Source organism: Burkholderia sp. Ac-20365 (assembly GCF_017104715.1).
Lineage (GTDB): Bacteria > Pseudomonadota > Gammaproteobacteria > Burkholderiales > Burkholderiaceae > Paraburkholderia.
In genome coordinates this window covers 400338-422410 of record NZ_JAAGPI010000001.1, presented here as the reverse complement: position 1 = coordinate 422410, position 22073 = coordinate 400338, and the positions used below count along the sequence as shown (strand labels likewise).

14 protein-coding genes are annotated in these 22073 nt (G+C 58.8%); 10 read left to right on the top strand and 4 right to left on the bottom strand.

Annotated features, from left to right (window positions below; translation table 11 throughout):
* From tssJ to G3O01_RS01680, 4 genes are all read left to right on the top strand, one after another.
* The gene (gene tssJ / locus G3O01_RS01695) at window positions 1–627 is read left to right on the top strand and encodes a type VI secretion system lipoprotein TssJ (protein WP_205802700.1); all 627 of its coding nucleotides are present in this window, start codon (window positions 1–3) and stop codon (window positions 625–627) included.
* A 121-nt stretch (window positions 628–748) separates the two neighbouring features.
* Window positions 749–2092: a type VI secretion system baseplate subunit TssK gene (gene tssK, locus G3O01_RS01690; RefSeq protein ID WP_205802699.1), complete on the top strand. Its 1344-nt coding sequence runs from the start codon at window positions 749–751 to the stop codon at window positions 2090–2092.
* Window positions 2089–2871 carry a type IVB secretion system protein IcmH/DotU gene (gene icmH, locus G3O01_RS01685; protein ID WP_205802698.1) on the top strand — a complete coding sequence of 261 codons (783 nt, stop codon included), beginning with the start codon at window positions 2089–2091 and terminating at the stop codon, window positions 2869–2871. The genes tssK and icmH overlap by 4 nt, the downstream gene beginning before the upstream one ends.
* Window positions 2872–3115: 244 nt before the next feature.
* Window positions 3116–3454: a GNAT family N-acetyltransferase gene (locus G3O01_RS01680; RefSeq protein WP_346779138.1), complete on the top strand. Its 339-nt coding sequence runs from the start codon at window positions 3116–3118 to the stop codon at window positions 3452–3454.
* Between the two features lie 145 nt (window positions 3455–3599).
* Here the strand turns inward: G3O01_RS01680 and G3O01_RS01675 are convergent, their stop codons facing one another.
* Window positions 3600–4481 carry a DUF5672 family protein gene (locus G3O01_RS01675; RefSeq protein ID WP_205802697.1) on the bottom strand — a complete coding sequence of 294 codons (882 nt, stop codon included), beginning with the start codon at window positions 4479–4481 and terminating at the stop codon, window positions 3600–3602.
* A 440-nt stretch (window positions 4482–4921) separates the two neighbouring features.
* On the opposite strand from G3O01_RS01675, the gene G3O01_RS01670 reads away from it, so the two are divergent.
* The 6 genes from G3O01_RS01670 to G3O01_RS01645 all read left to right on the top strand — a co-directional run bounded on the left by G3O01_RS01670 (window position 4922) and on the right by G3O01_RS01645 (window position 17575).
* Window positions 4922–5611 (top strand): hypothetical protein, encoded by a 690-nt coding sequence (locus G3O01_RS01670; RefSeq protein ID WP_205802696.1) that lies wholly within the window; start codon window positions 4922–4924, stop codon window positions 5609–5611.
* 20 nt (window positions 5612–5631) lie between these two features.
* Window positions 5632–6483 (top strand): hypothetical protein, encoded by an 852-nt coding sequence (locus G3O01_RS01665; RefSeq protein ID WP_205802695.1) that lies wholly within the window; start codon window positions 5632–5634, stop codon window positions 6481–6483.
* A 318-nt stretch (window positions 6484–6801) separates the two neighbouring features.
* Window positions 6802–12408, top strand: coding sequence for a S8 family serine peptidase (locus tag G3O01_RS45525; protein ID WP_205802694.1), 5607 nt, complete (start codon window positions 6802–6804; stop codon window positions 12406–12408).
* 178 nt (window positions 12409–12586) lie between these two features.
* Window positions 12587–14725 (top strand): type I secretion system permease/ATPase, encoded by a 2139-nt coding sequence (locus G3O01_RS01655; protein WP_205802693.1) that lies wholly within the window; start codon window positions 12587–12589, stop codon window positions 14723–14725.
* The gene (locus G3O01_RS01650) at window positions 14722–16065 is read left to right on the top strand and encodes an HlyD family type I secretion periplasmic adaptor subunit (protein WP_205802692.1); all 1344 of its coding nucleotides are present in this window, start codon (window positions 14722–14724) and stop codon (window positions 16063–16065) included. Before G3O01_RS01655 ends, G3O01_RS01650 begins: the two co-directional genes overlap by 4 nt.
* A complete protein-coding gene (locus tag G3O01_RS01645; protein ID WP_241023558.1) occupies window positions 16055–17575 on the top strand; it encodes a TolC family protein in 1521 nt (506 codons plus the stop codon). The genes G3O01_RS01650 and G3O01_RS01645 overlap by 11 nt, the downstream gene beginning before the upstream one ends.
* Before the next feature lie 324 nt (window positions 17576–17899).
* On the opposite strand, the gene G3O01_RS01640 is transcribed toward G3O01_RS01645, so the two are convergent.
* From G3O01_RS01640 to G3O01_RS01630, 3 genes are all read right to left on the bottom strand, one after another.
* A complete protein-coding gene (locus tag G3O01_RS01640; RefSeq protein WP_205802691.1) occupies window positions 17900–19048 on the bottom strand; it encodes a branched-chain amino acid ABC transporter substrate-binding protein in 1149 nt (382 codons plus the stop codon).
* A gap of 100 nt (window positions 19049–19148) precedes the next feature.
* Window positions 19149–20381 (bottom strand): FAD-dependent oxidoreductase, encoded by a 1233-nt coding sequence (locus G3O01_RS01635; RefSeq protein ID WP_205802690.1) that lies wholly within the window; start codon window positions 20379–20381, stop codon window positions 19149–19151.
* Complete coding sequence (locus G3O01_RS01630) at window positions 20381–21841, bottom strand: amino acid permease (protein ID WP_205802689.1); 1461 nt, start codon at window positions 21839–21841, stop codon at window positions 20381–20383. Before G3O01_RS01630 ends, G3O01_RS01635 begins: the two co-directional genes overlap by 1 nt.
* Window positions 21842–22073: the final 232 nt, after the last annotated feature.

Genomic DNA, 22073 nt, shown 5'->3' with positions numbered 1-22073 from the left:
ATGAATACGCGCGCTATCCGGGTTGCATCGCTAATCGCATTGTGTATGGTCACGAGCACACTGCTCGCGGGTTGCGCCGCGGGTGTCAGCGTGCTCGGCGCGGCAGCCTCCTCGGCCTTGCAGGCCGCGGGAATCGGCAAGCCAGACGTGCCCGACTCGCAGAAGCCGCCACGCAATATCGGCTTGACCTTATATGCCGCGCCCAATCTGAATGCCGCCAATGACAAGCGCCCGCTAGCACTTGTCGTGCGCCTCTATACGCTGAAAGATCCGACTTCTTTTCAACAGGCGCCTTTCGATACGTTTACTGATCCAGCGAAAGAAAAGAGCACATTGGGTGGCGACCTGCTAGGCGTGCGCGAAGTGACGCTCATTCCCGGCCAACGCTATAACGTCACCGAAAAGGTATCGTACGAAGCGCAGGCATTCGGTATTGTGGCGCTATTCCGCGATCCCGCCATGCAGCGCTGGAAGTTCGCTTTCGATCCGGGAAAGTCGGAGAAATCCGGCATAATGATCGGGCTGCATAACTGTGCAATGACGGTGACAAACGGCACGGTGATTCCGCCCGAGCAGGGATTGCCGACACAGCCATTGAATTTGCTGTCGTCGGTCAGTTGTGGTTAAACGTGACGTTTAAATGTCATTTAACAATTAACAAAAGCGCGTGGTAAAACCCCGAAATACCACTTATTCGGGCATTACCATCCATGCTTAAAGATGTGATCCGCATAAAGACAGGTTCGCGATGAGTTATTCCGCAAAGGTGCTTTGGGGGGAAGGCCTTTTTCTGAGGCCGCAGCATTTCCAGCGACAGGACGCGTATCACGAGGCACGCCTGTTCGAATCGATCCACGCGATCCAGCCGTACAACTGGGGCGTGCGCTCCGTGCGATTCGATCGTGATGCGCTAGGCAGCAACGTGCTGCGCGCGAGCGACCTTTCGCTCGTATTCCCGGACGGCGCGCTTTACGCTGCGCCGCAGGCCGACGAACTGCCGCCGCCCGTCGCGCTCGACACGCTGCCCGACGGCATCAATGAATTCACGTTCTATCTCGCGCTGCATCCCGTGCGCGAGACGGGGCAAAACTATTCCCCCGATGCGGACGGTTTCGTGTCGCGCTATGTCAGCAGACAAAGTGTGGTGCCGGACCACTTCACCGACGCCGCCGAAGCCGACATCACGTTCCTGAAAACCAGCGTGAAGCTGATCGCGCATAGCGAGCCGCGCGACCAGTTGCTGTCCGTGCCGATCGTGCGGGTGCGCCGCACGGCCACATCCGGCTTCGAACTCGATGAGTCATTCGTGCCACCTTGCCTTGCCATCGATGCGTCGCCGCTGTTGCATCAACGGTTGCGCCAGTTGATCGACGCATTGCAGGCCAAGGTGAATGCGCTCTATGGTTTTCATCGCGAGCCGACCAAGAACATCATCGAATTCCGGTCGGGCGATATTGCCTCATTCTGGCTGCTGCATACGGCAAGTGCCGCGTTCGCCGCGCTCGCGCATCTCTATCAGCATTCCGCGCTGCATCCCGAGCGGCTGTTTCAGGAATTACTGCGACTTGCTGGCCAGTTGATGACGTTCTCGAAAGGCTATGCACTCGCCGACCTGCCTGCCTATCGGCATGACGATCCGGGTCCGGGATTCGCGCGCCTCGACGGCATCCTGCGAGAACTGCTGGAGACGGTGATCTCGACGCGCTACTTTGCAATCGCGCTCGAAGAAGTGCGTCCATCGTTCCATGCGGGGCGCCTCGACTCCGGCAAGATCGACGACAAGACGCAGTTCTTCCTCGCGGTATCGGCGGATCTGCCTGCGGTCGAACTCGTCGATGCCGTGCCTGCGCGCTTCAAGGTCGGCGCGCCCGACGACGTCGACAAGCTCGTGCTGTCCGCGATGCCCGGCGTGCGGCTGGTGTACACACCGCAAGTGCCGCCCGCGATTCCCGTGCGGCCGGGTGCATGCTATTTCTCGCTGGAAGCACGCGGTGCGCTCTATGAGCGCATGTTGCAGGCCCGTTCGACGACGATTTACGCGCCGTCCGGTCTCAACGATCTCAAACTCGAACTTATCGCGGTCACACCATGAGCTACGCCCCTTCCCTGTTCGACACCAATACGCAGCCGTCCGCGATACCGCCGTCGGCATTGCAGCCGAGCTACCAGGTTCGCTCGCTGCTCGATCTGCTGTATGACGGTTTCTTCATGCTGTTTCTGTTGAAGAATGGACGCGAGCCGGGCAATGCTGGCGAGTTCATGAATCGCATCCAGCAGTTTCTGGGTGATTTCGAACGCGGCGCGAAGAAGCTCGATGTCGCGGCTGAAGATGCGTACACGGCGAAGTTCGCGTTCTGCGCGGCTGTCGATGAAATGGTGCTGTCGTCGCCGTTTGCGATCCGCACGGAGTGGGAGCGCCGTCCGCTGCAGCTTGCTTTATTCGGTGAGCAACTGGCGGGTGAGAAGTTCTTTCAGCATCTCGAGGAATGTCGCGCGCAAGGTGCTGCGCGTCTTCAATCGCTCGAGGTGTTTCATATGTGTTTGCTGCTGGGTTTTCAGGGTAAATATCTGCTTGAAGGGCCTGAGAAGCTCGCGTATCTGACTGCGCGTCTCGGCGATGAAATTGCGCATATGAAGGGCAAGCGTGCGCCGTTCGCGCCGCACTGGACGTTGCCCGATCAGATTGCGCATCGGCTCAAGCGTGAAGTGCCGTTGTGGACGATTGGCGCAGTGTTTGCACTTGTTGGACTCGTTGCGTTTCTTGGGCTCAATACGTATCTGAAGGATGCGACGTTGCGGTCGCTCTCACCGTATTCGCAGATTATCCGGCTTGGGCCGCAGTCGGCGAATCTGACTATCTCTCTGCCTTGATCTCTTGCCCGCCTTGTGCGGGCTTTTTTTCGTTCCCGCTATTCCGCTATCAGGAACGGATCGGTATTCACGTCTACACTGCATGTATTACGTATCACGCATCGGCAGGAAGACTTCGATGATCGATATTCGGCCCGCACGTTTTCCCGAGGATCTGCACGATGTACGCGCGATTTTTCGTGAGTACGCGGATGGTCTCGGGATCGATTTGAGTTTTTAGGATTTTGATCGGGAACTGGATAAGTTGCCCGGGAAGTATGCGTCGCCGGATGGGGTAGTTTTGCTTGCGTGGCGTGGCCATCGATTGGTTGGGTGTGTCGCTCTGCGGGCTTTTGAGTTTGATATCTGCGAAATGAAGCGGCTTTATGTGCGGCCTGAAGGGCGTGGTGAGCAGTTAGGCAGGCGTCTTGCGCAGGTCGTTATGCAGGCTGCACGTGAAGCTGGATACAGGAAGATGCGGCTCGATACTTTGCCTACCATGCAGGCTGCGCAGCGGCTTTATGCTTCATTGGGGTTCAGGCCGATTTCGGCTTATGTGTTTAATCCTGTGCAGGGGACGCGGTTTTTGGAGCTGGAGTTGTGAGCGATGAGCCGCGCAGCGCCATAGTCCGACGCCTGCGGGCTTTTATTAGCATTCTCTCCGTCGCGCTCATGACGCTGGTGAAACGTGGCGCACCAAACCCGTCGCGGCAGATTTGCTAGCGCTTTCCATCTGAATACGCTTCTGACTACGCTGTCTCCCGGTCGAAGATGATCCGATAACCGCGTTGCTCAAGCATTCGCACAATGTCCATCTCGCGGAACGCTTTCTCGGCCCTGCTTCGTTTGCAACCATACCGGATTGTCGGAGGATCGATACTCACCAGCTTTCTCCATCTGCAATGATGACCGAAGAGTTGCATCATGTCCAAGTTTCGGTGCACAGCGCCCGCATGCTCGATACCGAACTTCAAACATACATCGACCGGCGCGAACTTGAACCCGACCGCTTGCAATGAGGGCCGCAAGATTGCGGTGAGCTGAACGTCTTCGTTCAGGGCGTTGTTCGCCCAGTTCATCTTCAAAGGGTCACCCACTGCGTCGTCAGGCGGTGGTACATGTACCTTGATTTCCGGGTGATCGATGAGCGCACGCATCATGCGGCGGCTTCGCAAGCAAAACCCACCATTCAACACCGGATGGACTATCGTGCCGGGTTTCTGCAGTTCATAACTCCACGCGTACCGATGCAGCCATCGCGTTTCATCTGCTGTCTCGACCCGTGCGACATGAACCATCGGTCCGACGTAGTCGTAGTCGAAAAAGGCATCGTCCCAGTTGCTGGCATCGAGTACCCAGCCATCGTCCTGAACAATGAGCGCGTATTCGGTTTCAATCACCCGCCACAGCGCAAACATCATGAACCAGCTGTACTCGTGATAGTTCAATGGCGCAATTGCCCGATGCTCGATTCCCTTTGCAAGGTTATCAGGGGCCTTGGGACTGCATAGCAGGACACGGGCTCCCGGCATATTTTTTTGACTAAGCGCAAGCGCGTTCGCTGCGCTTGTGGCATCGGGCAATCCTGTTACTGAGACTATTGTGATTCGACTGAAATCGGTGTTTTTCATTGTTCAAATGTTGATGAAGAGCTGTCCCTCGCCGGCTTCGCACAGAACTCCAGTGGTCTGTGACACCAGCGCGGCATACTGCAGAGGCAAGTGCGCGACACTCAAGTTGCATGGGTTCAGGGAGGTATGCATACCAACCCGAGTTGGATCAGCGCGTGGAACCAGGTTGGTTGGCGGAAAAACTAGCAGAACATCCGGGGAAATCAATCATCAAATTCTGAAAATTGAGCAAATTATGTTCTATAACAATACGAAATGATTTCGAAGTCATGTTTTGCATTTTTTTTCACACCACCGGGTTTCGTTCGGTTACATTCCATCACTGCAAATATATCGCAATCCTAATGGCACATTAGGATAGATACCGCCACTAATCTTCCATACCAAGAAATAAAATACTTCAACATCAAAATACGATGAATCACCGAGACATTAGACTCATGCTCAGTGCGATTATCATGTTCTCGAAAGTCTTGACATTCGTACGCAACTCTTGCATTTGGAAAAAATGGTTTCTGGTCTCGATGCTATGTCTAATTGAAGCAAGCCTGGCATCTACAGCTAGGGCGAGGGATGCTTCCGAGGAATTTGTCTTGGTGCGAGGAAGAAACGCACTTATTGAGACCTTGCATATGGGCCCCGATCAGACTGAGTTCTGGCTAAGATTGCGCTCGCTGATGGATCATCCTGATTTAATCACTGATTTCCAACAGATTGTTAGCCTCTTTGATCTCACAGTAACTGATCCAGTCGACTCCATTACGTTACAAACCCAAGGTTTTGCGTCACGCCGAGATGCGATCGATCAGCATTTTTTCATTATTACCTCATTAAGATATGGAATAACCGACGACGATCTCCATAACAATGAGCGGTTGATCAGCCTTTATATCGAAATCAACAACGAACAAATCTGCATAACGGATCAGACTATCGAGCGCATTTATGGAAGTGACAATCTGAGAGTTTCAAGCCACTGGAATGTGCCTCCAACGCTACAAACAGATCCCACTGGCGTTCGGTATTCGCAAGGGTTAGGAGGGGAGATATCGCGTGCTCCTATCGTCTTAACTTACGTCCCTAGTGGATGTCTAAAAAACATCACATTCCAAAAATTTATTAAAGAATAATTATCCAAGCAACTCCGACGATGACACAAGAAAATATTTCCGCGAATAATCCAGGACTGGCAGCAGTGGCTACTGCGTTTGGCGGCACAAATAGTTCGACGTTTCAGGATTTTTTGAATCTCGTCAACTCCTCAGAGCAATTCAAAACACAACTGAATACGTACTTACAGCAGCATGACGTGCAGATTGTCATCGGGCCGATGAACGGCTTGGGCTCCTCCGGCCAGAATGTTCCAGTACTTGGCATTACTGATGCCAATGGACTTATCACGATCACTTCGTTGCTTCCCGACGATCCATTCAAGAGCCCGGGATACGTACTAGCGGAAGTCGTAGCGCATGAGCTTGGTCATTATTTTGATCCGGAAGGTCCGCGCTTTGGCGGTGACGGACTTACGGGAGAAGGGCGTGCCGAGATAAACGCATACAACGTGCTATCTGAGGCCGATCTCAACCTGTTCAAAGCGGGTAAGTTGCAATCCGCGGGTGGTGGCGATTTATTCAAGGTCGATTCGACGACTGGCCTCCCTCTGTCCAATGACGTCACCCTATATGACGCAGCTGATCATGCAATCGTTGCGGCCTTGAATGGGAACTCCAAAATTGTCAACGAGCTTGCCTCGACTTGCGGGATTAATTCCGCCTGCGAGGCTACAGTTGCTGCGGCCCTAGGACAGACCCTCTACAACGGTTACTACCGCAACGGTTCTGGCGGCGCACCCGCAATTTCTGTACAAAGCGGCAGTTATCTGCTGCAGAGCGATACGTACGACTCGTCGCGAATCAACATCATCAATACAGGGACCGGTGCGACTATCCAGACCCTCACCACGATTGTCCTACCGGACGGCTCACTGATGATGAGCGTATGAAATGTTACGACTGGCTCTTCTTTCAGTACCGTTATTGATCGAAGCGGTCTGTCATTGCAAACTGACAACAATAAGCCGGTCGACAATAGTCAATCGCCAACAATCACAATCAACCCCAACCCCCAGCCACATACCCAAACACCAGGCGAAAACACCGCAGCCAATAGCGCGAGCCAGGGTTACGTCTTCAACAGCCCCACCTCATCAATCAGCTTCAGCAACGGCACATTAAACAAATACGGCTTCGTCGACGTAACCGAGGCGAGTCTGGCAAGCGGTGGCGTGCGCCCCGGCGAAGTACAGTCCGATCCGAACACAATGGGTAATCAGGTCATGGCGGGCATTGGTTCGGCCACCACGTTCAGCGGCCTCGCTTCGATCGGCGCGGCAGCAGCATCGGCAGGTGCAAACGTGTACATCGACCCGCTCCTGCTAGACATCGGCCAAGGCATCGTCACTACTTCCTACCAAAGCTCTGGCGTACTATTTAACGTCGACAACTCCGGCACCCAGCATCAGACCGGCTGGGCCGGCGCTGGCACAGGCATGCTCGTCGTGCCCGACGCGAGTGGCAAGGTCACCAGCATGAGCCAGATCTTTAGCCCGTACTTCGGCGGCACTGCTGGCACAAACGGCGGTCCCGGCACTGCGCCGTTCGCAAGCGGCATCGCTGCGCTCGCCTCTTTCGACACCAATCACGATGGCGTTATCGACGCGAAGGATCCGATCTTCAACCAGCTACGCGTGTGGGTTAACAGCACGGGTACGGGCACTGGTCAGATGCTTACGCTCGCGCAGCTTGGCATCACCAGCATCAACCTGACCGCAACAGGTACTCGTCAGATCGACAACGGCAACATCGTCACGGCTCTCGGCAGCTTCGTGATGAACGGCAAGACCCAGGCGATGGAAGACGTGAACTTCGTCGCCAATCCTGCGGGCAGCACCTTCACGACTTCGACAGGCAGCACGACGGCGACGACCAAATCAGGCACCACCACGGTAAAAACCTATGCCGACACCACCAGCAAGAGCCAGACGCTCGACGCAGGCAAGCTCGGCGTGAACAATATTTACGCCGGCTCGGGCAATGACACGTTGGTAGCCGCTGCGAGCGGCAGCTGGCTCGTGGGCGGCTCGGGCAGCAATACTTACGTCGGTGGCGCGGGCAACGATGTGTTCGTCGTGTCGGCCAGCGACAATCCCGCCAATATTCATGGCAACGGCGGCGTAGACACCGTGATCATTACCGGCAACAAGGGCATGACGATAAACATGGCCCAGGCTGGCGTGACGATTGCCGAAGGCGGTGGCGGCGACGACGTGATCATGAGCGGCGGTCGCACAGGTATCTACATCAAGGGCGGCACGGGCAACGACACGTTGATCGGCGGCGGTGGCACCGACGTGATCGTCGGTGGCTCTGGCCACAACATGATCATCGGCGGCAGCGGCATGGCGGAAATCACCGCAGGTCCGAACGGCGACACGATCTACGCATCAGCGGCAGGCTCAATCATCAATGCGGGTGGCGGCGCCGATCATATTTATGGTGGCGCGGGTAATGACCTCATCAAGGTCGGCGGTGGTAACGCGGTCATTGATGGCGGCGGCGGCACGAACATGGTGCAGTTTCACGGCAGCTACGCAGAATACCGGATCGTTGCGGCCAATGGCGGCTTCTATGTCGCAGACAAAATGCCCAACCGCGATGGCACCGTGTTTCTGACGAACATCCAGAAACTGAATTTCGCCGACATTCAGGGCGTCGATCTGTCGCAAGCCAACCCGATGCCAGTGGCAGACACGCTCTACGCAGACAGCAACGGCAAGGCGTTCGACCACACGCAATCGCATCTGATCTCGGCCAAACAGATTCTCGCCAACGATCAGCGGTTGAACAGCACAGGCGCGCTTCATATTGCGTCGGTCGGCAATGCGCAAGGCGGCACTGTAAGTCTCACTTCGTCCGGCGATGTGCTCTTTACTCCGACGCCGGGTTATACGGGCATGATGACGTTCCAGTACAGCGTCGCCGACGCCGCAGGCCACACGAGCGCCGTCGTGCAGGACCTGAACACTGGACTGACAGCGACGATGCAGGCAGTCGTCACGCTGATGACGCCAGACCTGCCAAAGGACCCGCTGCTGGCGCAGGAATGGTATCTCTCGGACGCCGACATCCTGCCTGTGTGGAAAGACTACACCGGCAAGGGTGTTCGGATTGGGCAGTTCGAGCCCGGTGGGCAGTTCGCAGTGGGCCCCGAGACCTTCGACTTCACGCATCCAGATCTCGCGCCTAACGTCGATCAGGCATGGCTGGCGTCGCAACTCGTGAACGGAACGTTGCCGACCCAGACGTCGAATCACGCCACCATGGTGGCAGGCGTGATGGTTGCCGCTAACAACGGCGCAGGCGGAGTCGGCGTGGCCTACGACGCGACGCTCGCCGGTTACTACCTGGCGAACAACGGTAGTGACGTAAGCGGCCTTGGGCACATGGCGAGCTACGATGTCGCCAACAACAGCTGGGGCTTCACCACCGATTTTGCGCTAAGCAATATCACAAACGGTGGCATCAACACTGCCAGTGCCCTGCTGTCCAACGCGCAGTACGCAGCAGACAATGGCCGTGGCGGTCTCGGCACGATCATCGTGGCTGCGGGGGGCAACCAGCGCGCGACAGGCGGCAGCGCCCAAGGTTCGCTGACCAGCAACAACCGCTTTTCGATCGAGGTCGGCGCGATCAACGCGCAGGCTAATCTGTCGACCTTGCAGATCGGTTCGGCGCCATTCTCCAATCCGGGTGCGAGTCTGCTGGTATCGGCACCGGGCAGCAACATCGCCAGCACGAGCCAGATGGTCATGACCGACCAGGGCTCGACCTTTGGCAGCGCATACAGCAACATGCAGGGCACGAGCTTCGCGACCCCGATCGTCTCGGGCATCGTCGCGCTGATGCTGCAGGCCAACCCGAATCTCGGCTATCGCGACGTGCAGGAAATCCTCGCACTGACCGCGCGCAGGGTGAACGACGCAGCCACTCAATGGAGCAACAACGGCGCGAACAACTGGAACGGTGGCGGCATGCACGTCAGCGACGACTACGGCTTCGGCGAAGTCGACGCACGCGCAGCCGTGCGGCTCGCCGAAACCTGGATGACGCAAAGCACGGGAGCCAACGAGAAGGTATTCTCGGCATCGAGCGGCACCGTCAACAAGTCCATCCAGAGCGGCGGAACCGTGACGAGCACAATCGCCATGCAGTCGGGTCTGAACATCGAACACGTCGAAGTCGATCTGGACGCGCTGGTCGGCCGGCTCGGCGACGTCATCGTGACGTTGATCGCCCCCGACGGCACGAAGAGTGTTCTGCTCAATCGCGAAGGCAAGATTCCGGACGGCTCGCCGGGCGCTTCCGCATCCGACGTCGGCAGCACCGCGACGGGCGAATTCCAGTACACGTTCATGTCGACCCACGACTGGGGGGAAACTTCGGCAGGCAACTGGACGCTGCAGGTGACAGATGCGACAACCGGCCAGGCCGTCACGTTGAAGAACTGGTCGCTGCGTCTTTACGGCAGCGTGACGACGACGGACCATACCTACTTCTACACTGACGAGTACAAAGCGGCCGTCGTTGCGAATGCAAATGCGGCGATTCTCGACCCGACAGTCAACGGCACGGGCGGACGCAACACCATCGATGCAGCGGCCGTGTCCGGCAATACATCGATCAATCTGCTCACTGGCGTGGCAAGCATCGGCGGCACTGCGCTTACGATTCGCAACGCGAGCCAGATCCAGAACCTCATTGGCGGCGATGGTAACGATACGCTGACGGCCAACAATGCAGATGCGATGCTCGATGGCGGACGTGGTAACAACACACTGGTCGGCGGCACGGGCAAGGACCTGTTTGTCGTGCACCGGCGCGACAATGGGCTCGACACCATCGTCAACTTCAACGCCACGCGTGGAGAGCAAATCGATCTGGTGGGCTTTACGGGTAAGCAGTTCAAGGACCTCACATTCACCCAACAGGGCAGCGATGTGGTGGTGGGTCTCGGTAACGGTCAGAGCATCTTGCTGCAAAACCAGACGGCCACCAGCCTGAAGGCGGCGCAGTTCGTCTTCCAGGACACCTTTGTTGCGCCTTCCGCGTATGTGACGAGCGGTCAGACGGGGACGCTCGCACCGGTTGGCACGGACGTGATTACGATGAATGGCGGCTTTACGGGCGTGGGCCTGAACGGGCAAACGGGAGTGCTGAATGGCACTGTCTACAAACACGACACCGCAAGCTCCGATATTTTTGTCATCTCGAAGCAGACGGGCGTAACCGACTTCGCGAATGCGCTGCAAGGCTTCAGGCATGGCGTCGACAAGATCGATGTCAGCCAACTCGGCATTACGACCTTCTCCGATTTGAACATTGCGGCAGTCAACAGGCTCAACCTCAATGGCATCCCGCTGGTGCATGGGACAAACCTGGGCAGTAATTCGCTCGGCGCGCAGTTACTGTATCTCGACGCTCTGGATCCGTCTCAGCTAAGCGCTTCGGATTTCATCTTTGCTCCGTCCCAGGCAGGCACGGTGGACGCACCAGTCGGGCCTCCTTCACCCTCTACCGGTGCCTTGCTCGTGGTCAATCCCACCGACGTCGATCCGACCACGATCGTTGGTTCGAACCAGGGCCTCACTTTCACTACTGATTCGAAAGGCATCACCAGCATACAGGCGTCGATCGACGAAGCACTGCCTGACGACGTCAACATTCTGACGCTGACGGGCAATGCGGACCTGATCGGCATGGCTAATAACAATGGGGACACGCTGACCGGCAATGCTGGCAACGACACGCTTATTGGCGGTGACGGCAATGACACGCTGTTTGCTGGCACGGGTAACGACACTATGATCGGTGGTGCAGGCAACAATACCTATGTCGTCCAGGCCACGGGCACGCTGGACACCATCGTGACCAGCGCCGGACTGCACGACACATTGCAACTCAAGGGTGTGCCGTCGAGTGCTGTCACGTTTGCGCAGCAAGGCAACGATCTGCTCGTCACGCTTAATGCAGGCCAGTCCAATGCGACGCAGGTGGTGGTGAAAGATCAGTTCAACGGACGGGGTGTAGGCACTATCCAAACCAGCGATGGCACATTTGCTACCAACGGCCTGTCGACAACGCTTGGCGCATCCTGGCAGCAGCATGGCCAGGCGCAGACCCTTTCTCGCACAAACACCACAACCAGCTACGGTGATGGAAACAACATCGTGTCGATTACGGCCAACTATGACACCGCCAATCTTGGCAATGGCAGCAACTGGGTGACGGTTGCCACGTCTCATGGAAATGTCAATACAGGAAATGGCAACAACGTCATCGTTACAACGGGCAGCTACGAGAACATAGTTGTTGGCAACGGGGCCAACACGATCACGGCGACACAGTCGTGGAACACAATCAAGGCCGCAGACGGAAACAACGTCATCACGGCCTCGGGCAGTTACGAAAACATCACTGTCGGCGCTGGCGCCAATGCAATCGTCGTCGCTGGCTCGTACGGGAGTGTCACGGTAGGCCACGGAGTAAACAGCGTGGACTTTGACGGGTCATCCGAAACACTCCATTTCACGCCTGATGTTGCTTCCGACAACCTGTGGTTTCAGCATGTTGGCGCGGACCTGCTGATAACGGTCGACGGCACTGGTGAGTCAGTGACCCTGAAGAACTGGTACGCGGGCCATTCCGGGTGTTCTATCGTGGCTGGCGACGGCAAGACATTGTCGGCGTCAAACGTCAGCCAGCTTGTGCAGGCCATGGCATCGTTTGCGCCGCCACCCGCGGGCACTACCAGCCTGCCACCCGCCTACCAAACCTCGCTTGCCCCGGTCCTGGCTAGCAACTGGAAGTAACCATCCGACCTGATGCCTTGCGCCACCGCATGAGAATGTGGTGCAAGGCAAGCAAGCGCGACTTCAATCCTTTTTTGCATGCGCGCGGACGATGCGCGCACTGCACTGGCAGCTTCGGTTCGTCAGCTCTACCCGTACGTAACCGCGCCGTGATCCCCGAAACGAGAAGTATCAGTCAATGACATCAACCCCGGATTCAGGGCTGCAGGCCCTGACTTCGATTGCCGCACTGCATGGCGTAGCGATCGATGAAGCACAACTGCGCCACGTATTCGGACATGAGCAGTTCGATACAGACACGCTGCTGCTCGCAGCGCAGTCGCTCGGCCTCAAGGGCCGCGCGCTGAGGCAGGATTCCTTGCGCCTCGCCAGCGCGCCGCTGCCAGCTATTGCTCGCGAGCGGGAAAGCGGGCGTTTCTTTATCGTCGCCCAGCACCAGCAGCGCCCCGACGGAAACGTGCAACTGCTGATCCAGCATCCTGGCGAGCCGCCCTCCGTCATTTCGCTCGAACAACTGCTCGCAAACTGGAGCGGTGAACTCGTGTTTCTGACCAGCAAGGCAAGTTTCGCCGCCGACATGGCCAGATTCGACTTTACCTGGTTCATTCCCGCCGTGGTTCGCTACCGCAGGCTGTTGGGTGAAATCCTGCTCGTCTCGCTCGTACTCCAGATCATCGGACTCGTGACACCCATGTTCTTCCAGATCGTGATGGACAAGGTGCTCGTCAATCACGCACTGAAAACGCTGCACGTCATTGCCATGGGCCTGATCTGCGCGACGTTGTTCGAGGCACTGCTCACGGGCATCCGCAGTTGGGTATTCGCGCACACGAGCAGCAAAATCGATGTGGAACTCGGTGCACGCCTGTTCCGTCACCTGCTGGCCCTGCCGCTGGCGTATTTTCAGTCGCGACGAGTGGGCGATTCCGTCGCGCGAATCCGCGAACTCGAGAATATCCGCGCGTTCCTGACTGGCAATGCGATCACGCTCGTACTCGACCTCGTGTTCTCGGTGGTGTTCATTGCAGTAATGCTCTGGTACAGCGCATGGCTGACGCTGATCGTCGTTGCGTCCATTCCACTGTACCTGTTCGTTTCGTTGCTGTTCACACCAGTGATCCGTGCACGGTTGGACGAGAAGTTCAACAGAGGCGCCGAGAACCAGTCGTTCCTCGTCGAAACCATCAGCGGCATCGACACTGTGAAAGCAATGGCGGTCGAACCACGATGGATCCAGAAGTGGGAAAAGCAGTTAGCAGCCTACGTCACCGCTGGTCTGTCCGTCACCAATGTATCGACGATTGCGGGCGGCGGCGTGGCACTGATCAGCAAACTCGTGACGGCCGCTATCACGTGGGTCGGCGCCATGCAGGTAATCGACGGCCGGATGAGCGTCGGGGAACTGGTTGCATTCAACATGCTGGCCGGCCAGATCGCCAGTCCGATCCTGCGTCTCGCGCAGTTGTGGAATGACTTCCAGCAGGTTGGCATTTCCATGGGGCGGCTCGGCGATATCCTGAACGCCCGCACCGAAGTGACCGGCCAGAAAACCCGCCTGCCCCGGCTTTCCGGTGCCATCGCTTTCGATCAGGTGTCGTTCCGATATCGGCCCGACGCAGCGGACGTGCTCCGAAGCGTGTCGTTGAATGTTGCACCCGGTGAAGTGATCGGCATCGTCGGTCGATCGGGTTCGGGCAAGAGCACGCTGACGCGGCTGGTTCAGCGTTTGTACGTACCGGATCGCGGACGCGTGCTTGTCGACGGCCAGGACATCGCGATTATCGATACCACGTCACTGCGTCAGCAGATCGGTGTTGTCCTTCAGGAAAACACACTGTTCAACCGATCGGTACGCGACAACATCGCGCTGACGAATCCAACGCTCCCAATCGAAGCGGTAATCGAATCCGCGAAACTCGCGGGCGCGCATGACTTCATCTGTGAACTGCCCGAAGGCTATGACACAGTCGTGGGCGAACACGGTACCGGTCTGTCAGGTGGCCAGCGGCAACGCATTGCGATCGCGAGAGCGTTGATCACCAACCCGCGTGTCCTGATCTTCGACGAGGCAACCAGTGCACTCGACTACGAGTCCGAGAAAATCATCCACGATAACATGCGCCGCATCTGTCACGGCCGGACGGTACTGATCATCGCGCACCGGCTCTCCGCTGTGCGCGACGCAAATCGTATCGTTGTGATGGAGCGCGGGCAGATCGCCGAGATTGGCAGTCACCAGCAGTTGCTGGATATCCCCGATGGGATCTATGCGCATCTCTATGCGTTGCAGCAAGGCCATGCCGGGGGCTTGGCATGAGCATCAAACACCGCACGCAGGCTGCGGCTGACCTGCTCAGGCGCTATCGCGACGTTTGGCGTCACTTCTGGACATTGCGTCATCAGTTGGATACACCGCGTCTGAACGATCACGAAGCCGAATTCCTGCCCGCCGCGCTGTCGCTGCAGGCTAAACCGGTGTCGCCTGCCGGGCGATGGGTTGCGCGCATCCTGATCGCGCTCGTGCTCGCGGTGCTGGCGTGGGCCACCCTAAGTCACGTCGACATCATCGTCAATGGCGAGGGCAAGATCATTGCAGGCGGCTACACAAAAACGGTTTCATCGATCGAGGTGGCCAGTGTCCATGCGCTGCACGTCGAGGAGGGGCAGACGGTGAAGGCCGGCGACACGCTGGTCGAACTGGATTCACGTGAGGCCGACAGTGAGCACGACAAGGCCGAAGATGCATGGCAGCTAGCGCGCGTGCAGGCGGCCTGTCAGGAGAGCCTGCTCGCCGCTATCTCGAACGGCACGACGCCCCGTCTGGCGCCGATCGCAGACGTTGCACCGCAACGCTGGCAGGCGGGTGCAGGCTATCTGGCGGACCAATGGGGCGACTACACCGCGAAGCGCGTTCGCCTTGCGGGCGACATCGCTCGCTACAGCGCGGCATTGCCACTGGCCAGGCGTCAGGAAGGCGACTATGCCGCGCTCGCCAAAACACACGACGTTTCTACCGATGCATGGCTGGAGAAGCAGCAGACGCGCATCGAGCTGGCGGGACAGCTCGCCGACGCGCGTAACCAGCTTTCGGAACTCACTGCCACGACGCGCAAGGAGGCGCGGGACAGACTGGAAGACGCGAACCGTACGCTCACAACATCCTCGCAGGATGCGCGCCGGGCGAGCGTCCATAGCGCTCTACTAAAACTGACATCACCCGTCGACGGAACCGTGCAGCAGCTCGCCATCCATACGGTGGGTGGCGTGGTTCCGGCTGCGCAGCCGCTGATGCAGATTGTGCCGCTCGCCTCGAAGGTGGAGTTCGAGGCTTTCATTGCCGACCGGGATGTCGGTTTCGTTCGCGAAGGGGAACATGCAGCAGTGAAGATCGACGCGTTCGACTACACGCGATATGGGACCGTTGATGCCGTAGTCACGCATGTGTCGCGTGACGCGATCGAGGACGAGAGGAAGGGCCTTCGATATGCAGTAAAGGTCGAACTGACACGGCCTGAGCTGATGGCGGATGGTCGTGTGATGCGGCTGACGCCTGGCATGTCGGGGAGCGTGGAGATTCGCACAGGTACCCGCCGCGTCATTCAATACGTGCTCTCGCCGCTGATGCAGCACGCCCAGGAGAGTCTGCATGAGCGCTAAAGCGAGCACCACCATCCGCAGGCTCCACCTCTCGGCATTGGCGCCACTGCTCTGTTGTTTGGCCTTTGGCATTCCGTCTGTGCATGCCGCGGGCGCTGACTGGATGGTGCCGGACATTCTTGAAGATCCGCTGCTCACGCGGCCGCCTATGCTTGATACAGGCGGCGTCCTGCCTGGCGATTCGGTGCCTCCTGTTTGCCCCGCCCACTTCGATCCGGCGCAGCCACTCGAACTGGCCAACGCAGTCGACACTGCGCTATGCGACGATCCGCGGGTAACGGCTGCGTGGGCAGCGATCAAGGTGCAGGCGGCGAGTGTCGGCATGGCGCGCGCGGCATACCTTCCGATGCTGACCGGCTCGCTTACCGGCCAGCGTAACGAAACCCGCTATCCATCGATGCAAGGCTATGACAGCACGGTAAAAGGCTACAGCAGCTATGCGGCACTGAACTGGCGACTGTTCGATTTCGGCGAACGCGCGGCCAACCGCGTGGCCGCCAACGACATGCTGGCGGCCGCGCTCGCGAGTTACAACGCGCAGTTGCAAAAAACACTCGGGTCGACGGCGCAGGCGTATTTCGACGCGATGACGGCGCAGGCAGCCTATGAGGCACGCGTACAGGCGGCACAGTTTGCGCAATGGACGCTGGAAAGCGCACGACGACGTGAGCTTAGAGGTGCAACTGGCCGAAGCGACACGTTGCAGGCAGCTACCGCCCTCGCCCGTGCGCAGCTCGTCGCTCAGCGCGCAAGGGGCGATGCCGATCGGGCAATGGCAATACTCGTCTATACGACAGGACTGCCAGCGGGCACGCACATCACGTTACCGCAAGATACTCCTCGGCCAGTGAAGCAGGACATCGCCGATCTCGCGCAGTGGCTGAGCGTTGCCAGGTTACGGCATCCCGCCATCATCGCCGCGCAGGAGCAACTGGCTGCGGCTCGCGAGAAAATTACCAGCGTGCGGTCTCAAGGCCTGCCGACCATCGACTTCGGTGTGGGCTTCTATCAGAACGGCTATCCGAACCAGAACGTACAGCCGACCCGCTCGAACACCGCGACGATCGGTGTCACGCTGACGATCCCGCTTTTCGAGGGATTCGCGCGAACTTATAAAGTGCGCGAGGCACAGGCGCAGGCTGAACAGGGTGAAGCGGAGATGCGGGACACTGAACGTGAAATTCTCAGTGAGGTAGTCAAGGCGCATGCTGATACCGTATCGTCACGGGACAACCTCGACGCGGCAGCGCAGCTTGTCGTCTCGGCGGAGAGTGCGCTCGCGTCGTCGCGCAATCGCTACGAGCACGGCGCCGCGGATATCCTTGAGATGCTCAATGCCCAGTCGGCGCTGGCTGACGCACAACTGGAGCGCATTCGCAGCGAATCGGACTGGCGTTCCGCACGATTGCGACTGATGGCGGGCCCGGGAATGCTAGGTCGACACGAGATCGTCGATACTCATGCATCCGCGACGGTCGAGAACGGGTCTGCCGATCCTGGACCAAAATGAATCTTCATGGCGCGGAGACTCGAGTGCGCGGGTTACACCAGGCACGAGGATGATCCGATAGGGCGATGAGCGCGCATTAGACCGCGCGCTCACACCTATCGTGCTACCGTTAGCTCAACACCCCGGTGATTCACGCAACCAGCCAACACGTATCACGATCACGCCGTCACAACAGAGGCACGCATCATGCAGCCGCTGCACACCGAAGAGTACGGTGCACGCGGCTATCAGGCTCTATATTTCGAAGGCATCTCTGGTAGATCGGCAATTATCGGCCAGGCGCTCACTGGGAAAGCCAGAGTTCGCCCGGCACAAGCGCATCAATCAAACCCCTCCCCCCACCGTCTTCACACTCTTCCACTGCCCCTGCTGCACTTCAAACAGCGTATAAGGCGGCTTGATCAGATCCCCATAAGGATCAAACGTAATCTTCCCAGTAACACCGGTCAACGAAACCTTGGCAAGACTCTCAACAATCTTCTGCCGGTCGAGCGAATTAGCATCATGGATGGCTTTCAACATAGCGAGCGCAGCATCATAAGCAAATGGCGCATACAACTCGACATCCTGATTAAACCGCGCCTTATACCGCTTACCGAAATCCTGCGCCGCAGGCAACTTGTCAAGCGCCGGCCCCGGCTCAAGATCCTGCGTCCGTTCACCCGAAGCCCCGGCAATCTGCAGGAACGCATTGCTCTTCAACGCGCCAGCACCAAACAGTTGCGCCTGCATGCCAAGCGATCGCATCTGCTTGACCAGCATCGCGCCCTGCTCGTCCAGTCCGCCAAAGAAAATTACATCAACATTCTTGCTCTTGAGCGTCGTGAGAATGCCGCGTAAATCGACTGCCTTGTCGTTGGTAAATTCGCGCGACACGATATTGCCGTTCGCTTCCTTCACGCCTTTCTCGAACGAATCCGCCAGACCCTGACCAAACGCCGTGCGATCGTCGATGATCCCAATGCGCTTCGCCTTCATCTGCTCGACCACGAAATGCCCGGCCACCACGCCGCCGATACCGTCATGCCCCATCGTGCGGAACACGTTCTTGAAGCCCTGCTTCGTGAGTTGCGGATTAGTCGAGCCCGGCGTAATCATCGCGACATTGGCGTTGTGATACACAGCCGATGCGGGAATGCTGCACCCCGAGTTGTAATGGCCAATCACGCCGACCACACCGTCATCGACGAGCTTCTGCGCAACCTGAATCGCTACACGCGGATCGGCCTGATCGTCCTGCACGTCGAGCACGAACTTGACGGGCTTGCCCGCAACCGTCGGATTCTTCGCGTTCTCCTCATCGAGCGCGAGTTGCGCGCCGTACTGCAAGTCCTTGCCAACCCGCGCAACAGGCCCCGTCAACGGGCCGACAAAGCCGATCTTGACGATCTCCGGATCGGCCGCGAATGCAAATGATGTCTGCGCTGCCAGTGCGCAAACTGCCAACCTGATCAGCCATGTACGTCGATTCATGATGCGCTCCTGTCGATAGAAAAATGTCGCGCCTTTGCCTGTCGACTGACTCGATGCGCGACGCGTCGAAGTCGTCCTTGAATGAATGCGATACGTCGCCTCAAAACCGCGTCGGCGCGTAGCGCGACAGATCGATTGGTAGCTCACGCCGCGCGACGAGATCGGCGACGATGCGCCCGCTCACGCCCGCCAGCGTCAGTCCGAGATGCTGATGCCCGAACGCGTAGATCACGCGCTCGCTGGCGCTCGCGCGGCCCAGCACGGGCACGCCGTCGGGCAGTGTGGGCCGGAAGCCGAGCCACGAACTGTCAGGCTGCTGCAACCCCGGCAAAGCACGCTTCGACGAGAACGTCAGCAGATCCAGCAGCGAACGGTTGCGCACATCGCTGAAACCGCCCAGTTCGACCGTGCCTGCCACGCGCACGCCATCGTCCATCGGCGTCATGTAGAAACCGCGCTCGGCCCAGCCGACAGGCCGTGAAATCAGCTGCGACGCGCCCCGGTAACGCACGTGATAGCCACGCTCCGTATCGAGCGGCACGCGGTCGCCGCACTGCGCTGCGAATTTCGCCGAGCGCGCACCCGTCGCAATTACGACGTGGTCGAAGCGGCGCGGCACGCCGTCGTCGGTGGTCAGCGTGACGCCGTCTGTCGCGGGTTCTAGCCCGCTCACGCTTTTGCGTTCGAGCTTCAGTCCGCGCGCCGCGAGCAGTTCGTACAGCGACAGCAAAAAACCCTGCGGATCGGAAAAGTGCCAGCTGTCGCTGAACAACACGCCGCGCTCGAAGATGGGCGCAAGCGACGGCTCCAGTGCGCGCACATCAGCAGCGGACAGCACATCGAATGACACGCCAAGTTGCTTGCGCAGGTTCAGCGAACCACGCGACGCATCGAACGACGCCGCACTCGAGTACAGATACAAACACTCACGCGGCCGCACAAACTTCGCGAGATCAGGTTCGTCGAGCAAGGGCGCGTAACCGGCCTGCGCGTGCGCCAGCAACGCAGCAAGCGCGCTCGCACTCGCTTCATAACGCTGCCGCGTCGAACTGACCATGAAGCGCGCGAGCCACGGCAACACATGCGGCAGATAACTCCAGCGCAACCGGAACGGGCTCTCGCTCGACAGCAGAAAACGCGGCAGATCGCGAAACACGGACGGGTTATTCACGGGAATGCAGCCATACGGCGCGAACGTGCCCGCGTTGCCGAACGACGCGCCCTGCGCGACGCCCGACGGATCGAACAGCGTCACGCGATGCCCGTCGCGCATCAGCCAGCCGGCGCTCGCAAGCCCGATGAAACCCGCGCCGACAATGCCGATCTCCGCCATCAACGCTCTCCCGACAAGGCGCGCCCATCGGCTGCCGCGAGATAGCCCGTGCGGGTGCCATCATCGGCATTACGCCGTTTCGCGGCGAGCAGCCACGCCGCCGACGCCACCGCGAGACTCGCCACGCTCGCCATCAGTTGCGGACGCAATTCGGCATCGAGGCCCATCGCCAGCAGCACGCCGACAATTGCCACCACCACCGCATACGAAAGCCACGGGAACAGCCACATCGGCAGTTCGGGTCGCTCGCCGTTGCGTTGCAGACGTCGGCGGATACGGATTTGCGCCAGCGCCGTCGCGAGATAGACGAACAGCATCACGGCGCCCGATGCATTCACGAGGAACAGGAACACGCCCTGCGGCGACACGATGGCCGCGATGATCGCGACATAGCCGACCACGCTGCTCAACAACACAGCAAGACGCGGCACGCGCGACGGCGTGAGGCGCAGCAGCGAACGCGGCGCGTCTCCGCGGCCCGCGAGGCGAAACAGGATCCGCGACGACACGTACAGCCCCGAATTCAGCGCGGACAGCACGGCGACCAGCACGATCGCGTTCATGATGTCGGCGGAGCCCGGCACGCGCATCGTCTCCAGCGCGGCGACGAACGGCGAATGCCCCGTGACGATGCTGGTCCACGGCACGATGCACGCAATCAGGAACATCGAGCCGACATAGAACGTAATCACGCGCAGGATCACCGAGCGCGTCATCGCGGCGACGCTCTTCGCGGGATTGTCCGACTCGGCAGCGGCGATGGTCGCGATCTCCGCGCCGCCAACCGCAAAGATCACGGTCGGCACAGCCGCGAAAACCGACATCGTGCCGAACGGCATGAAGCCCTTTGCAGCCGTCAGATTGCTCCACGCGCTCTGCGTATGGCCGAATCCGAACACCCATGCCGCGCCGATCGCGATGAACACGATGATCGCGGCGACCTTGATCGACGCGAACCAGAACTCGAATTCGCCGTACGACTTGACCGACATCAGATTGATAAAGGTCATCACCGACAGCAGCACCAGCCCGATCATCCACACGGGCGCCGGTATCCAGCGCTGCAGGATCGCGGCTCCCGCCACCGCTTCCACCGCCACCACGATCACCCAGAAGTACCAGTACAGCCAGCCGCTCGTGAAGCCTGCCCAGTCGCCCAGACCGATGCGTGCGTATTCGGTGAACGAGCCGACGCCCGGCACGGCCAGCGCCATCTCGCCCAGCATGCGCATCACGAACAGCACGACGATTCCTGCCACCAGATACGACAGGCACGCCGCCGGCCCGACCGTGTTGAGCGTCGCGCTGCTGCCCACAAAAAGCCCCGCGCCGATGATGCCGCCCAGCGAAATCATCGTGACGTGCCGCTGACGCAATGCAACGCCGAGTTTGGGTGTGGCGCTCTCCTGCGTGTCGTGCGTGTCGTGCGAGGCGCGCACCTGTGTCCTGCTCTCTGCCATGCGAAATCTCCTTCCAGCTCTGTCCTTCGGTTCAAAACCACACAAACTTGATTCAAAGAATCACACAACATATTTTTGTGTGCAATTAAAAACCGCATTGTGTGGTCCAGGATTTTCCCTGGCGATGCCGGGCGTGCTCCTTGCCAGCCTTGAAAACAGTGGCATGCAGGCGTATCTGGTATAAAATCCGGCGAACTGGCACAAACAGGCAGACAAAACCTGTTTTGTATGG

What these genes read in the sequence shown, in the direction of transcription:
- tssJ (WP_205802700.1), top strand. Translation starts at nt 1, where the DNA reads ATGAATACGCGCGCTATCCGGGTTGCATCGCTAATCGCATTGTGTATG.
- tssK (WP_205802699.1), top strand. Translation starts at nt 749, where the DNA reads ATGAGTTATTCCGCAAAGGTGCTTTGGGGGGAAGGCCTTTTTCTGAGG.
- icmH (WP_205802698.1), top strand. Translation starts at nt 2,089, where the DNA reads ATGAGCTACGCCCCTTCCCTGTTCGACACCAATACGCAGCCGTCCGCG.
- G3O01_RS01675 (WP_205802697.1), bottom strand. Translation starts at nt 4,481, where the DNA reads ATGAAAAACACCGATTTCAGTCGAATCACAATAGTCTCAGTAACAGGA.
- G3O01_RS01670 (WP_205802696.1), top strand. Translation starts at nt 4,922, where the DNA reads ATGCTCAGTGCGATTATCATGTTCTCGAAAGTCTTGACATTCGTACGC.
- G3O01_RS01665 (WP_205802695.1), top strand. Translation starts at nt 5,632, where the DNA reads ATGACACAAGAAAATATTTCCGCGAATAATCCAGGACTGGCAGCAGTG.
- G3O01_RS45525 (WP_205802694.1), top strand. Translation starts at nt 6,802, where the DNA reads ATGGGTAATCAGGTCATGGCGGGCATTGGTTCGGCCACCACGTTCAGC.
- G3O01_RS01655 (WP_205802693.1), top strand. Translation starts at nt 12,587, where the DNA reads ATGACATCAACCCCGGATTCAGGGCTGCAGGCCCTGACTTCGATTGCC.
- G3O01_RS01650 (WP_205802692.1), top strand. Translation starts at nt 14,722, where the DNA reads ATGAGCATCAAACACCGCACGCAGGCTGCGGCTGACCTGCTCAGGCGC.
- G3O01_RS01645 (WP_241023558.1), top strand. Translation starts at nt 16,055, where the DNA reads ATGAGCGCTAAAGCGAGCACCACCATCCGCAGGCTCCACCTCTCGGCA.
- G3O01_RS01640 (WP_205802691.1), bottom strand. Translation starts at nt 19,048, where the DNA reads ATGAATCGACGTACATGGCTGATCAGGTTGGCAGTTTGCGCACTGGCA.
- G3O01_RS01635 (WP_205802690.1), bottom strand. Translation starts at nt 20,381, where the DNA reads ATGGCGGAGATCGGCATTGTCGGCGCGGGTTTCATCGGGCTTGCGAGC.
- G3O01_RS01630 (WP_205802689.1), bottom strand. Translation starts at nt 21,841, where the DNA reads ATGGCAGAGAGCAGGACACAGGTGCGCGCCTCGCACGACACGCACGAC.